The 16,136-nt window shown below is 38.0% G+C and carries 12 protein-coding genes; all 12 read right to left on the bottom strand.

The features are described from left to right. Positions 1–1,104, bottom strand: coding sequence for a Gfo/Idh/MocA family protein (locus IQ283_RS02425; RefSeq protein ID WP_194218568.1), 1,104 nt, complete (start codon positions 1,102–1,104; stop codon positions 1–3). A gap of 25 nt (positions 1,105–1,129) precedes the next feature. Further along, positions 1,130–1,951: a carbohydrate ABC transporter permease gene (locus tag IQ283_RS02420; protein ID WP_194218567.1), complete on the bottom strand. Its 822-nt coding sequence runs from the start codon at positions 1,949–1,951 to the stop codon at positions 1,130–1,132. Beyond that, entirely contained in the window at positions 1,951–2,889 is a 939-nt protein-coding gene (locus IQ283_RS02415) for a carbohydrate ABC transporter permease (RefSeq protein ID WP_194218566.1), read from the bottom strand. The genes IQ283_RS02420 and IQ283_RS02415 overlap by 1 nt, the downstream gene beginning before the upstream one ends. A gap of 55 nt (positions 2,890–2,944) precedes the next feature. Further along, a complete protein-coding gene (locus tag IQ283_RS02410; RefSeq protein WP_194218565.1) occupies positions 2,945–4,225 on the bottom strand; it encodes an extracellular solute-binding protein in 1,281 nt (426 codons plus the stop codon). A 42-nt stretch (positions 4,226–4,267) separates the two neighbouring features. Next, positions 4,268–5,023 (bottom strand): sugar phosphate isomerase/epimerase family protein, encoded by a 756-nt coding sequence (locus tag IQ283_RS02405; RefSeq protein WP_194218564.1) that lies wholly within the window; start codon positions 5,021–5,023, stop codon positions 4,268–4,270. Between the two features lie 201 nt (positions 5,024–5,224). After that, positions 5,225–6,229, bottom strand: coding sequence for a LacI family DNA-binding transcriptional regulator (locus IQ283_RS02400; protein ID WP_194218563.1), 1,005 nt, complete (start codon positions 6,227–6,229; stop codon positions 5,225–5,227). Positions 6,230–6,498: 269 nt separating this feature from the next. After that, positions 6,499–7,506 carry a glycosyl hydrolase family 8 gene (locus tag IQ283_RS02395; RefSeq protein WP_194218562.1) on the bottom strand — a complete coding sequence of 336 codons (1,008 nt, stop codon included), beginning with the start codon at positions 7,504–7,506 and terminating at the stop codon, positions 6,499–6,501. 199 nt (positions 7,507–7,705) lie between these two features. Beyond that, positions 7,706–7,849: a hypothetical protein gene (locus IQ283_RS02390; protein ID WP_194218561.1), complete on the bottom strand. Its 144-nt coding sequence runs from the start codon at positions 7,847–7,849 to the stop codon at positions 7,706–7,708. A gap of 27 nt (positions 7,850–7,876) precedes the next feature. Further along, on the bottom strand, positions 7,877–9,136 hold the full coding sequence (locus IQ283_RS02385; RefSeq protein ID WP_194218560.1) for a glycosyltransferase family 2 protein: 1,260 nt from the start codon (positions 9,134–9,136) through the stop codon (positions 7,877–7,879). Next, positions 9,133–10,881 (bottom strand): polysaccharide deacetylase family protein, encoded by a 1,749-nt coding sequence (locus IQ283_RS02380; RefSeq protein ID WP_194218559.1) that lies wholly within the window; start codon positions 10,879–10,881, stop codon positions 9,133–9,135. Before IQ283_RS02380 ends, IQ283_RS02385 begins: the two co-directional genes overlap by 4 nt. A 572-nt stretch (positions 10,882–11,453) precedes the next feature. After that, positions 11,454–14,402 carry a CDP-glycerol glycerophosphotransferase family protein gene (locus IQ283_RS02375; RefSeq protein ID WP_194218558.1) on the bottom strand — a complete coding sequence of 983 codons (2,949 nt, stop codon included), beginning with the start codon at positions 14,400–14,402 and terminating at the stop codon, positions 11,454–11,456. A gap of 504 nt (positions 14,403–14,906) precedes the next feature. Then, positions 14,907–15,971 carry an acyltransferase family protein gene (locus IQ283_RS02370; protein ID WP_194218557.1) on the bottom strand — a complete coding sequence of 355 codons (1,065 nt, stop codon included), beginning with the start codon at positions 15,969–15,971 and terminating at the stop codon, positions 14,907–14,909. Between the last annotated feature and the right edge of the window lie 165 nt (positions 15,972–16,136).

Raw genomic sequence — 16,136 nt, 5'->3', positions numbered from 1 at the left:
CTATCCCTCCATCGTCTCAGATAAACTGTCACTTGGCTTTGAATCAGGTTGCTCGCACTTACTCGTCATCTCATAATGCTTACCCTCCACTGAAGATTCATGTATACCATGCATCGTTTCGAGTACATGATAAGCAAGTTCACCATTTGCTCGTGGTTTCCGCTCTTCTCGTAAAGCGTTCACCATGTCCACCACACCAAGTCCACGGCTATTTTCAATGGATCCATGCGTAAGGGAAACTTCCTTCCATTCAACTTCTCCCGCATTTCTTACTAGTACTGGGCCGCCGAATGTATTCGGATCAGGTACACTTAACGATCCATTCGTACCGTAGATTTCTAGAAAAGGAGTTTTCGCTCCCCAAACATCAAAGCTCGTGATGATCGTACCGATCGCCCCATTTTCAAAATCCAAAATGCCTGCAACGTGCGTCGGCGTCTCGACCTTAATCGTCTGTCCAGACTTCGGTTCGCTTGTAATCATCCGTTCAGGCGAGGTGATCCTTGTCGATCCAGTAAGTCGACGAATCGGTCCAATTAAATGAATGAGAGCAGTTAAGTAATATGGACCCATATCAAACATCGGCCCCGCTCCCTCTCGATAGAAAAAGGCTGGATCAGGGTGCCAGCTTTCCGGTCCATGACCCAGCATGAAGGCGGACGCAGCAACTGGTTCCCCTATTGCGCCATCCTCGATTAGCTTTTTACACGTCTGAAGTCCACCACCGAGAAATGTATCAGGTGCAACACTTACTAATAGACCTTTTTCCTTCGCCTTCGCTAGAACCTTTTGCCCGTCTTCAAGCTTTATCGCTAGCGGTTTCTCAGAATACACATGCTTTCCTGCTTCTAATATGCGTAAACTAACTTCTGCATGTGCCGCAGGAATCGTTAAATTAAGAACGAGTTCTATGGTCGGATCTGCCAAAAGGGCATCCACATCCAGAACACGAGGAATCTCATATTTCTCTGCTTTCTCAACTGCTTTTTCGTGATTCAGATCAGCTACTGCAACCACTTCGAGATTCGCATACTCGCGAAGATTCGTTAAATAAATGTCGCTAATGTTGCCACAGCCGATGACACCAATTTTCATTTTCTCCATACTCTCCCACTCCTTTCCAAGTTCCCTAACCTTTCACCGCACCACCCGTTAGTCCTTTTACTACTTTTTCTTGTGAGAACAAGTACACAACGAGCATTGGAAGACTCGCAAGTGTTAATGCCGCCATCAAACCAGGGACATTTACTGAAAATTCTCCATAGAAATCTTGTAATCCTAATGGTAGGGTCATGTTCTCAGGGCTTGATACGAGAACGAGTGCAAAAATAAATTCATTCCATAGATGAATAAAATTATAGATAAAAACGGTCATAAGAGCCGGCGTTAATATCGGAAGAATAATGCGCCAAAAAATTCCGAAATGAGAACAACCATCGATCTTCGCCGCTTCTTCTAATGACTTCGGAATTTCTTGCATAAATTGCGTTAAAATAAAGATCGAAATCGGTAAACTGAAAGCAATATAAGGTCCAAGTAAAGCTAGCAATGAATCATACAAACCCATATTTTGAGACAGCTTAAAGATTGGGATAAGCGTGGCATGAATTGGTAGCATCATTCCAGATATGAAAAGAAGAAACAAACCACGGTTAAACTTGAAATTCATTCTACTTAATGGATAACTTGCTAGAGCAGCAATTAACATAACCGCCACAACTGCCACCACCGAAACTAGGATACTGTTTAAAAAATAACGAGTTAGCCCCATCTGGAATACATCCGCGTAGTTACCCCACTCGATCGAGGTAAAAATAGCAAATGGTCTTTCAAAAAAAGTGCTCTGATCTTTTAATGAGGTCGAAATCATATAAACAAATGGATAACCTGTGAAAACCAAAAGCAATAATCCGATTAGATACAAAGGCATCTTCCTGAGTAATTGCACCATTAGAAAGCCCCTTTCTTCTTGCGGTTATAATCAACGATTTGGATAAGTACAGTAACAACGAGCGCAATTAGAAACATTAGAAACGCAATCGCACTTGCATAGCCCATATTGAAGTTAATAAAAGCCTGCTTGAACATATAAGTGCCCATCAGTTCTGTTGCGTGATTCGGTCCACCACCAGTCATAATATAGAAAATATCAAAAGCCTTTAAGGATCCAACAATGGCTAGAATGGATGAACTCACAATGGTTGGCATAAGCAAAGGTAACGTGATGTGGAAGAACTTCTGCCAAGAATTCGCTCCATCGATTTGGGCAGATTCATAGAGTTCCTCTCCTATCCCGACCATAGCTGCCTTAAATAGGATCATATAAAAAGGTGAGAACTGCCAAACGACTACTAATAAGATTGCAATCAACGATGTGTTTTCATCACTAAGCCATGCTACATTTTCAAAGCCAAGTAAATTCACAATCTGATTAATAATCCCGTTGATTGGGTCAAACATATACACCCATAAGAGGCCGATCGCAACCGTAGACATTAAGAATGGAAGAAAATAAACGCTACTAAACAAGCGAATGCCTCGTATAGGCGCAAACAGCATCAGCGCCATGATCATGCCGAGTGGAATTTGCACAAAGACAGACGTCAGAACAACCCATGCATTGTTCGTAAGCGAAGTCCAAAAGACGGCATCGTTAAATAATTGAACGTAATTATCGAGCCCAATAAACGTTTTGTCATTCGTTCCATCCCAGCTGTAGAAGCTATAACCTAATGTAGATAAAATGGGGTAAATCACATAGACAAGATAAACAATAAGGGCTGGCGCTGTGAATAAACCAATCGTGACCGCTTTTCTCATATTGCGCTTCTTCGTTCCGTGAGCCACTCTCGTCGTCTCGCTTCTTCTCGCCACTTCAGCTGTTTCCATATGTAAAGCTCTCCCTTCTGTAGATAAGAAAGAGGGGACTCATCCCCTCCTTCACTTATTCAAGAAGCTCTTCTGCCTTGGCTTCCATTTTGTTAGCTGCTTCTTCTGGCGTCATTGATAGACCGAATAGTGCCTGCGTCGTATCTTTATGAAGTTCAGCAAGCTCTGGAGGAAGTGTCTGGTCATAAGGCATTTGAATATGAGAAGCATTCTGAGCTACATCATAGAACTGCTTTACAAATTCATCCTCAGGAACAACATCTTTTACAGCTGACAGCGTTCCCGTGCGATCCGTGAATTTCTGTGCTGTTTCTTTACTCGTTAACGCTTGAATAAACTCAGCTGCTAAATCAGGATTTTTAGATTCTTTTGCAACTGACCAAACCGGTCCAGTGGCACCCCCGACTTGCGTTTCATTTCCTTCCCCACCTGAAATCGTCGGGAATACGAAGAAACCAAGTTTCTCCTCGAACTGTGGAGCTTCTTCTCTCACGTTATTTAAGAAAGAAATCGTCATATCCATCATCGCAGCTTGCCCGGAGTACATGAGCTGTCGACCGCGGCCTTCATCGTAAGGAATACCGTTAAATCCAGCATTAAATGCATCCATCTTGACGAGATCTTGAATATACTCACCCGCTTCAACATAAGCAGGATCATCAAAACCGCGACCTTCGCGATTAAATGCGCTCTCGAATAAATCTGGTCCACCAATTCGACTTGCAAAATTCATTAAATAGTACGCTCCTGGCCATTTCGTTTTATTCGTTAACGCAAGTGGCGTCACATCATTCTTTTTCAGCGTCTTAATCACTTCAGTAAATTCCTCATACGTCTTTGGTTCTTCAAGGTCATACTTTTCAAAGATTTCTTTGTTGTAAAAAATCACATCGAGCGATAAACCCAATGGAACACCGTACACCTTTTCATCGAATGTCCCGTTATTTAATGCCATTTCTAAGTAATGATCTTGATCGATATTTTCAGTAATATCCTGCACATTTCCCTGATCAACGAAATGCTTCAACCAGCCGCCACCCCAGCTCTGAAAGATATCTGGTGGATTTCCACCCGACATCGAGACAGCTAATTTCTGCTTGTAAGCATCGTTTGGTGTTTGGAGTAACTTCACCTTCACACCATCATGTTCTTCTTCAAACTGCTTCGCTACTTCCTGAAAAAGCTTTTCCCGTTCACCCGTTTCAATGTGCCAAACTTCAATTACCTTCTCATCCCCGTTGCCAGAATCAGAACTTCCAGATGCTCCCTGGTTCCCCCCACATGCCGCTAACAGCAACAACACTAAAACCGATAATAAAGCCGTTACTTTCTTCATGCTTTACCCCCTAATTTGTAGTAATGACTATATAGCAACTGATCAAGAATGTTTACTAAGGAAATAGTTCATACTCATTTCAATACTTTCCAAAGGAGAGCGCTTACATTTATCTTGTTCAACAATCCACCAGTCAACGTTAGACACATCGCCTTGATTGAGGACTCCATTAAGGTCAACCCCTCCTGTGCCGAGCTCAGCGAAGAATTGCTCCCCATCCGTAGTCATGTCTTTCAAATGAACAAGAGGCGTGCGATCTTGATATCGCTTCATCCACTCGACCGGATTTTCCCCAGCCCGAGTGAGCCAATAAATATCAAACTCCGCCTTCACACACTCTGGGTTCGTTTCATCTAAAATGGTCCCAAGCGCAGTTTTACCATTCGACAGCCTCTCTAATTCAAAATCATGATTGTGATAACATAATGTGATCCCTTCTTTCGAGCACTCTCGTCCAATGTCATTCAAGCTTCGAATGAGCTCCGAATATCCTTCCTCTGTTCGCATTTCAGGTGCAAGAAACGGACAAACAAGCTTGGTACTTCCAATTTCATGCTGATACGCTATCACACTACTTAAATCTTCCAATAGTTTATCGAGAGGAATGTGGCTAGAAGCTGCCATTAATCCAAGGTCATCCATTACTTTCTTCAAATCCTTTGCAGACATATCGTAATACCCAGCAAATTCCACACCGTGGTAACCGATGTCCGAAATCTTTTTCAAAGTACCAATAAAGTCCTTTTCACTTTCCTCTCGTAACGTATACATCTGTACTGCAACAGGTATATTTGCCATTTACTACCTCTCCTTTAAATAGTTAATTTGTTTACCTCAGCCGATAGTCCGTTCTTCACCTCCTGGAAATAGTCGACTTCATAAATGTAATGGATTACATTTATGAATATAATTAATTGCTAAAGAGCTTAAAAATAAAGGTTTCTCCACCTCTCGTAAAGTAAACGATTACATTTTAGTGAAACAGAATAGTCATCAAGACTAAACCTGCTTTTTATAACCGCATGACTCTCTGATAATAAGTTTGGTATCAAGCACGTGCTGCTTTTTCGTTAAGGTTTCACCATTAATTTGCTTCAAAAGGAGTTCCATAGATCTTTGTCCCATTTCCATAAAAGGTTGCGCTACTGTCGTAAGCGACGGCTCAAAGATATCTGAGAACTGGATATTATCAAAACCAACAACTCCAATGTCTTCTGGTACTCGAAGCCCGTGAGTTTTGATCGCTTTAACAGCCCCCATTGCCATGCTATCATTTGCAGCAAATATAGCTGTAGGAGGGTTTTCCAGTGCAAGAAACTTATTCATCTGATGATAACCAGAATCGTACTTATGATCTCCCTCTTGAATAAGAACCCCATCGACTCCTATGCCGTGCTCAAGAAGCGCCTGTCGATAACCTTTTAACCGATCCCGACTTAACGGAATATCTAACGGACCTGTAATCATTCCAACTCGTTGATGTCCAAGCTGCAGTAAATGCTCCACCGCATTACGTGCACTACTAATATTATCAATCGCTACCGTAGGAACGTTGAGACCTGCAATAAAGTCAGATGTAAGCACAACAGGATATTTGTCAGCAATGTCGGTAATAACGTTATTATCCAACCTCGTTGTTAATAATATCACCCCATCTACCTGTTTCTGCTTCAACTCTTCAAGATAGCTGTATGCTTTATCCGGATCTTGATAGGTATTTCCAAGAAGCACTTTGTAACCCGATTGATGGGCGATCAAGTCAATTCCGGCAATCATTTGCGGAAAAACATTATTCTCAATAGAAGGAACCATCACGAGGATCGTCTTCGTTTCAGTTCTTCTAAAATAACGAGCTAGAACATTTGGCTGATAGTTTAATTCTTCAATTGCCTGAAGCACCTTCATTCGCGTCTTTTCTTTTACAGCATCAGGATTTTGAATCACCCTGGACACAGTAGCTGTTGATACATTCGCAAGCTTTGCTACATCTGTCATATTCGCCATTTCAACTATCTCCCTAGTGTTTAAAATAGTATCTTTATTTTAAACTATAAATGGCTGATAGTGAGAATTCAAGCAAAAATGTAATGGATTACATTTAGTGAACGGATTATCTATTTCCTGCAACTGATGCTCATTATAGAGAATAATCAGACGAATTTCAATATATTTTAGAAAATTGTTTATTTTTAATTAATTTAGTTAAAATATTGATTCGACAATTTATACGATAGTTCGGAGTGGTGACAGGCACCACTCCGAACTCCCTCACCCTACTCTGTCTCACTCAACAACCTCTCCTCCGCTAATAAAGGAATAAGGTTATCAAAGATATGCGTGTCCTGATTAGCTTTAATGGAGTATCCACCACAGTACTTGCTTTCTTCTTCTTCGTTTCGAAATTCTATCATTCTTTCATAAATCCGCTTCGCAAATTCTTTATCTCCCACTTCCAAACAATAAAGAATGATAAAACCATATAAAGATGGAGATTCATACTCGACTACAGGTAATTGTGAGTTCCGATCATATCTCCCATAAATGAAACCTCTCTCAGAGTACTCTGACTCGATAAACTGATAAAAGGAATCTGTTGAAACTCCTATTTCTGCCAGCTGCCACGCAACGAGAGCCTGATCAATCATATTCACCTGCTCATCAAAAACATATTTTTGTTCATTAATATGATAGGCCTTTGCATAAAAACTATTGTCTGTGGGAGTTTTTTGTAAAATCGTAAGCATCTCTGTATAAATTTGACTACCTAACTCACTATTTGCCCTCATCACTTCTAATGCAGACGGATCAATATAAGAAAGTGTTAATGTAGTTGAAATTTCTTTCGTTCGATCATCATAAAAATCGCTTAACACACTTTCTATGTGATTATGCTTGACCAAATAATCACTGAATGTCGTTGCAGACGTTTTATATCTTTCCTCATTCCACAATGAAGCTGCCTCGTACAACACTTCAATGATTCTTAAATCATCTACTAGTGCATTGGTGGTTACAATCGGTTCTCCTTTTGGGTTTAGTTTCCAATAAATAAGGCCTTCTTCATTAATAAAGTAGTTAACAAACGTCTCGTATGCTTCTTCAAAACCTTCCCTGTCTTTCTTTTTCAAATGATACTGAAGCCATATTCCGACCGACTCTGAGATTGCTTCTTTTCCTTTCACTTCATCTTGATCGAGTTGATCACTTTCTTTTAAATAAGTTGCGAGAGTCCCATTGGGATTTTTCATATTTGTTTCTATGAAAGATTCTGTTAATCGCATCGAATGTACTCCTCCACCATTTTTATCAAGAAGAATGAATATTCCTAGCAACAAAAGAATCAGTAGGAAGAGCAAAAGAAATCGATAATGTTTTTTGCTAGCTATCCTCTTCTTCAAACCTCACCATCATCTCCAAGTATCTCACATTATTAAAATTAGCTCTCGGACACTTTGCTTTGTGCGAGAAGACATGTTTTTATCAAAACAATGTTAATTGAATTAAACGTTTCTTTATCCTCAAGTAAGCTTCTACTTGCCATAGTGAAATTTGCTGAAGAGACGCCATTATAGATGCCATTTTAATTCCTTCTGATCTCGTCCCAAAAATAACAGCAACTTTCACACGCCCATACCTCATCCATTTATCATGTTACGCAGATTGCTTGTATCGCTCCGTTTTATACCACTTCGCTTCTTGCTTGAATAGCACTCTTTTCACTTCCAAACATAATGACCAAACAACAAGTGCGATCCAGATTTGAGAGTAAGTAAAATACATTAAACAAACAATCAAAACGTTTGTAAGATTTAACGTTTCTTTTTCGATACTTAATGCTAAGAGCACTTCAGTAAGATAGAGGAGAATAGCTAAAACTAGGAGAACAATAATAACTGGTCCAACTGAAAGTGTAATTGGGGTAAATATATTTAAAACAAGTAGGGAATCAGAGACAAGTACGCCGCATAAAAAGAGGAAGTAAGTAAAGAAAAAATAAATTAAATCAAGAACAATCTTTTTATTTTTTAGCTTGAAAAATCCTAATAAATACTTCCCAATCACATATTGATTGCCACGTGCCCACCTTGTCCTTTGCTTCCACCAGACTTTCCATGCCTCAGGCTCCTGTTCCCAAGTAATTGCTGCTGGAAAAAAACGAATATAGTAACCAAGGTTATACACTCTAATGCTTAGTTCAGTATCCTCTGAGAGAGCCTTTTCATCCCATCCTCCTAGTTTCTCGAGAATAGATCTTCTAATCGCAAAATTGGTACCTGGGATAGTGGATAATTTAAACCAGTACCATCTCCCAGCCTGAGCCAGCCATTGAAAAGTAATCGTTTCAATATTAATGAACTTAGTCAGCAAGTTCTTAGAGGCATTTATTACGCGGAATTTCCCTACCATAGCTCCTGCTTTTGGGTCATTCTGCAATCCGATCGCTAGATAATAAACAGCATCTTCTTCTGGTGTATTATCAGCATCATATACAATCACAATTGATCCTTTAGATGCCATAAATCCCTGGTTTAAGGCTCCTGACTTTCCTTTTCCTACATTGGGCGGCTTGGTATGAACTACTTTAATAAAGGGATAGTTTCTTGCATATTCATTCCCAATTTCTCCAGTTCGATCGGAAGAGTTATCATTTATCAATATAATTTCCAATCGATCTAGGGGATACCGCAATTTCACCATTGCCTCAAGAGTGTCTCGAATAACCACTTCTTCATTATGGGCAGGTATAAGAACGCTAACTGTAGGAAGAGAGCGGTCCCATCCTTTCCAATTTTCAATTGTTTTACGGTAACTCATGGCATGTAAGAAACCACCGTGCATAAGGAACATATGGTAGATCAGCATAAACCAAATAAGGAAGAGCGCGGAATTGAATATCATATTAATTGTCATCTTAACCCCTCCTTATTTTTTCGAAAGTTGAGCATTAGAATAAAAGCTATGAAGAGTATAATCATAAACCCGGCCACAGTCGCAATAACCCATAACACACCATTCGTTACACGATTTAAATAAGGCTCATAATATTCAGGAGAAGATTTTATCATCCCGACATAATCCAATTTAACCTCAGGTTCATGATTCGTGAATTGGATGGAAACATGATCTGCTTTCGTTAGCGTATCAAAACTCTTTAAATCAACCCATGAAAGATTCGGAACAGTTTCCATCTCATGAATCATTTCTTTGAAATTCTCAATACCCAGATAAGGATGATAAAACCCGGAGATCACCCCATCTCTTACAATTTGTTGTTTTTGTATAGATTGAGTTATTTTTCGTATGGGGTCTTTTTCGTTTTCATCAACATAGCCAATCGTTTCAGGTAGCAGTGTCAAACCGTTTATAAATGAAGGTGTTGTAATCGTCGGTGAAGAGCGCATCATTTCCCAGCTATCATCACTAATTTGCAGTTGGCCAAGATAAGTTGAAAAATGTTCTGAAACGACACGATAACCATTGAATGAAATGGCGTAGTGAGGAGCTTCAAATGCTGCAGGATACAAACCATAACTCACTAATTCATTTATTCCTTTCGTAATTTTGGACTGAATATAGTTCGTCTCAAAATTTTTGATTTCAGTTAAATATTCTTGAAAATCCTCTTCTGACGAAAAATCAGATCTTGTTTTCTCACGACTATTTTTTTGAGGAGGGACGGATATTGGGCGATCGTTTTTCACATCCCAGAATTCAAACCCTTCCCCTGTTTCACTGTAGCGATATTGATGGGAGTACCCATGCATAATAATTGTGCCTCCATGATTTTGCATGAACTTAAGCACTTTAAGAAGCTCAGGAGAATCTGAGAACCTAAATTCTTCCCCAGTCTCTGGATCGCGATAAATGGGAATCACTGCAATCATGTATGGGATATTTTTTTCGAACAAAAGGTCTGCAATTTCTTTTAATGGAACTGGATCAACCAGTGGATGAATATCTTCTAATCGAATAATACCTGGATGAACTTCCTGATGGGAAATGCCGAAGAATTCATGTAACGTTTCAGAAAGATAATTTGGTAATACTCCATCCAGAGATGTCACACCATAATAAAAATCAGTTGAATTTCTCACTAAAAGAGGGAATGCTCTATTTGCAGCGTGTCCTTCAATCAGCGTTGTCGTATTAGTAGAAAGTTCTATGTTAAGAATGGTTTGTTCAATTATATTCTTGATCTCTTCACCAATAAATGAAATGCCATCAATATTCAATTCATTTTTCTGAGTGAAAAAACTGAAATGATCTTCAAACTGTTCAGTATTATAACCAATACCAAATATAGGCCCATTGAAATCCTCAACTACCCTTGATAGGTTATTAGGAAGTGTCTTTTTTACTTCGCCATAATATAGTAAATGAGTCACACCGATTAAATCTCCCTTTGTAACCTCACTATCTTCTTTGACGGTTATATCGGAAGTGTAATGACCAACTATGATATCTAGTAACCGGATATTCTCACTTATCTCCCCCTGTTTTGAAGAATAAATGATTAATACAGTAGGGTTGCTGACGACTTCATCATCTTCATCAGCCCTTACTAATTGAGGTAGAGGGATTAACAATAGTAGGAACAGAAATGTGAGAGAAAAATTCTTTATGCCATTTCTTAAAAAATAAAATTCAAAATTCATGAATGAACTCCTCCGTATTAACACTTATGTTCTTTATAAAGAACATAAGTGTATGAAGTTACTTAACTTCCCCTAATATTTTGCTTTTGCGTTAAATGACACGAGTTTAGTAAGAAAGAGTTGGTTCAAAATCCCTATTCACTGAGCGTAAAACTGCGACTAAGTTGTCTCAATATGAGTTTATTTAGTTAATGTGTCTACACACCCATAAGGTTCGTTTGATATAGAGGTATGACTATTTTATAAACAAAAAATCCTTTTAAAAAAAAATTTATAGTCAAAATAATCTTTTCTAGTTCTTAATGCTCATTATAACGTTTTTTATAAAGAACACAAGTTTAAATAATCTTATTAAAAGTTAAAAGGCTTACTAAGTCATTTTATTTTCTCCATTCTTTTTTTATTATTTCTCCATCGCTTTCAATAACTCATCCAGTTAAGCTTCTGAATACCCACTCTCATAAAGATTCGCATATGAAATGTGTACCGTTCAACTCCTCGGATCTAAAATTCATTCTAAACAAATCCACAAAAAAAGAGCCCAACGTAACCCAACCATTGGACTCTCAAAATTAATGTGACCTTAACGTTGCGAGAAGTTTGCCACCTACTTGATTAACAATAGGGTATTTTTTATACCTTCTCCACATTGTGGAGACAGCATCGCTGCTCTTCAACACTTCTTTGAGCGTTTTTCTTCTTGTTACTTCTTTCTCTTTTTTCTTAATTTCAGAAAAGATCCTTGAGCTGTTACCATCATCAATATAGTTAAAGTACTCAAATCGCTTGCTGCTAATTTCAGGTTTTTCAGCGAAATTCGTGCTCGCATACTCTTCGAATTTTGAAACTAACGCTGCGGAAGAGTATGCGACATCTCCAAATAATTCTTTGTTAAGATCCATATAACTTCCCTGCAATTCATTATACTTACTCAAATCAAAATGGAAAAATAACACTGGCTTCTTCTGATAGTACATCTCCCAGGCGACACTGGAATAATCCGTAATTAACATACTGGAGCGCATCAGGAGATCATTAATCTTTTCCTCACCGAATTGAATAACTCTTACATGCTCATTTTCACTAGTAAAATGAGAGACATAGGGCATAAACTTGGGATGAACATAGAAATTGAGAAGCAAATTATTTTTCCTTAGCGTGTCATGTAGCTCATTAGAGTTTAGCAGAGCATTATAAGCTTTATAGTAATCGGATAGTACAAATTCGCCTTCTTCTACTTCATCAAGCCAATTCCGCCAGGTCGGCATAAGAAAGACCTCTTTCTTACCGCTATCGGTTAGCTCTTGGGAACGATCTTCTACTACATCCCATCTTGATAAGCCCGTCACAATAATGTTCTTCGCTTTATATCCAAAGTGGTCCATGACGATTTGCTTTTCAAAATCTGAAGACACAACGAACAAATCAGCTGAATTCGCCGAACCAACCTTAAACGTATTTTCTACCTTCTTCAGACCTAACACACCGTGCTGTAGAAACACGTAGCGCTTACTATTCACATAATCACGAATCGGTCCACGAGCTACCCTCCAGGCATAACCGTGTCCCTTCGCTTCAGATGAAACAATCACTTTGGAAGATAGGATTAAGAAAAGGTGTTTAATGCTCATGAAATAAACGACTCGTTCCTTATAAGGAATTAAATTGCGTTCATCTTCAGATCCTTTTTTAATAACATAGTAAACCTTCTTATCTTTATGTTCTTCAAAGCAATGTTTAAAGAAGTAATAGGCATTATCTTGCGCTGTTTCTGAGTATTTCTCATGAATTAACCAGGTAGGTTTCCAAAACGCATTCCAGTAGAAAAGGATATACAAATAGTACGCAATGTACTCATTCATTTTATACTTTATGCTCTCATATTCGCCTTTATAGCGATAAGTGATACTAACCCCACCATTAATCGTGATATAGGGATAGATCATGTAGCCATTGGATTGATTTAAAGTGTATTTCCACATCCGATGTTTCAATTGCTTATGAATAAGTAAATTATCACTAACTACTCTAATTAATCTCGTCTCGTGATTATTTACTTTTACTGAAATAAAAAAGTCCCAATAAAACTGTTCAAATTCAACTTCATTTAATTGAATGCGGAAACTTACTTTTTGTTTATTAGCGGACGTTTCCACCACTTTATGGTAAGGTACAATTACTCGTTTACTCTTATCACTTCGTAACCTTAAAACAAGCTCCTTCACTTCAAAACTTTCTATCCTTTTCATTGAAACGGTAGCTGTCAATTGCAGTTCACCATTTCGTTTGAGATTCAAACGATGTAGCGAAACATTACCAGGGTACTTACTTTTTAAATATTGCTCCTCAGTACTAACGTAAAATGAAAATTCATGATCATTTGTTAAATAAGGTGAGAGATAAAGATCCTCTGTTATAGGAAGGTGGCTCACATGCCGTTCAAGGTGGTTAAGAGGGTTATTATACTCGCCGACTCTTCTTACCTCAACTAGGTTAGCGTACCGAATTTCAACAAAAAGATCCCAGCGGCTTGTGTTAGTAAATAATCCATTGAATTGGCTTATAGATACACCGATTTCTTCCACTGAACCATGTAAATGACGGGAAACTTCCAAATTCACGATTTCATCTCTTTTACGTTTCTTCAAATAAAATTGAATTTCACTCGCATATTCGATGAAATTCGTAGAAACATCAAATAAGATGCGATCGTGCGTAACACGTAAGTTCTGAGCATGAAGCTGCCCCTTCACTATTTTAGTAAACGAAGGTTGCACGATTGGGGTCACTAGACTATTCTCAAAAATTAACGGATAAACTTCAAGAATGTTTCCACGCTTAAAATGAAGTTGAAGCTCACCTTCTCCATTTACAAAGTCATTTTTGTTTTCATTATGAATTGTTAAAGATTTATCTTCTGGATGATAAGATGAAGGGATCTTTCGAGAAGTTAAATCGTTCGTGTGAACCATTACTGGTGAAGAAGGAAAGTACTGATCGATATGTAGAATGAGGCGGTTGTCTTCTTCTTCCATGGAGATGACCTGACTTTGGAAGTCAACAACTTCAAAACTAACTTTTTCTAGCTCACTTATACTCCCAATATGCAAGGAAAGTTCATTTCGATCCGTAAGATAAGGAATCCAAGAGTGCTGCTCCATTTCAACAATCGGTTTCAAATACCTGTGTGGTCTAGAAGCTATGGGAGCTTGATAGACACCAATTCTCTTTCTATCCATGCTTTTACTTCGACCATTTATTATAAAGAAATCCCATTTTCCTGAGTTTAATCCACTTAAATCCTCTTTAAATAAGCTGAAATTGATAAAAGAACCTACTTTTTCTTGTTTAAAGTCCGGCCATATAATTTCTTCATTTTTACGATTTATAAGACATAGATTGAGAGATTCTAAATTATGAATTTCTTCATTTTTTATCTGGAAGCTTAACATCTCTCCATCCCATCGCACATCGTTTACTGCAATATTTCTTCTTTCAACTTGATGACGTTTAACAAGCATTTATCTCTTCCTTTGTACCATTAATTTTCCTTTTAATTAGGCAAAAACAGCTATTTATTTTCACACTCAACTAGACGCATCATAAATCTTTACCCATAACAATAGCCTGAACGTAATTTACAATTTCTTTACAAAGAATAATTCAAAAAAATACCTCGTTTTCTATTTTCAAAACAAAAGATCGTTTGATCGAAATAACGGTAAAAAACTCTACTCCCTTAAAAGAGATGTAAAGTCGAATGATTGGATAGTCGTTTTCGGGTTCCATTTATATCCATTGAAAACCAATGATAACCAACACATAACGTTAATATTACCACTTATAGATTCGTTTTCAAGCATATCTGACTAATAACTAGTCAATTAGTCATGCATGTGTCTATCTCATAGATTGAGATCCGCTTCTTATCACACTAATTTTAACGGAGATATTGATACACAAAAAAACCCATCACCTAAATATGATGGGTTCTTTACGTTCATTCGAATGTATTAATCAAACGTTTAATTAATTCCAAGTTCCTGTTGATTCAGCATTTTTGTTTTCACAACAGGGCCTTTTATCCCCTCGATGTTGATGACAATTAACCTTACTAGCTTACTAATAAAAACCGACGTTCCAAGCACTAAGGTGAAGACAAGTACAAAATATTCTTTCTGCCATATCGCATCTGGCAAAATACTTGAATACGCGAAAATAATGAATGGGAAGATAAAATAGAGTCCTATTGTGTTTTCCCCAATGGAATGCAAGAAAATATCCAACAGCACCACTTTTCTAACTGACTGATAAATCCCCAGCAATGATATCAATATAACAGGCACCGTTATCATAAGAAACCATTCTTCCTGATAGATAGAGCCATACATCAAATAGTAGGTAACCTCGAAACCAATTAACCCAATCAATGCCACAAGTCCGAATCGATCGAATTTCTTTAGAAGGTTCTGTACAGAATCCCAGTACCGAGCTAAGTAACCTCCAAGAACAAAGAAGAAAAGCCATTTTAAAAGCAAACCGTCTTGTGTCAGAAATGCATTTCCTTCAGTTAAGACTGGAGATACGAAATAGTAATGAATCATTCCAGTAACAACTAATAGAATCGACCAACCAGCCTTAGTTTGAACAAGCTTCAGTAAAGGGAGAAATAAAAGAAATTGTAGAATGACTGAAATAAAAGACAAGTGATAAAATGAATCCCCCATGGCAAAAGTAAGAATAGAATCTTTCCAACCGGTAAACATCTCTACGTTCATAGCTACTTTTGCAAGAACAAGATAGAAAAGACTCCAGAGAACGAATAGAAGAATAACCTTAGAAACTTCAAAGGCACCTAATCGCTTCTCTTTCTTCCTACTTCCCGATTGTCTAAATAGATATAGGCCAACGATCACCGCAAATATCGCAATCCCAAATTGACTGAGTTGATAGGTAGTAGAACTAATCTCATTCAATGACTGTCTTTCTCCAAAGAAAAACATTTCCAAAACATGAACTAGAATTAGAAGCAAGCAAGTAATCGCACTTAGAAAAATGATTTCGCTTTGACCTTGATTCGTTCTCTGCATGAGCTCACATCCCGTTGTGGTTTGACTTGATACCTCTATTATAAGGATGTGACTCTCGCTGTGGAGGGGTAACGGCTATTCTTTACAAAAGATTAATAGAGCTGACATCATCCTTACAATGCCTTCATCCGCACTAAATAATATTCTCTAAAGCGCATGAATAGC

The organism is Pseudalkalibacillus hwajinpoensis (genome assembly GCF_015234585.1).
Lineage (GTDB): Bacteria > Bacillota > Bacilli > Bacillales > Guptibacillaceae > Guptibacillus > Guptibacillus hwajinpoensis_B.
This window is presented reverse-complemented; position numbering and strand designations above follow the sequence as displayed.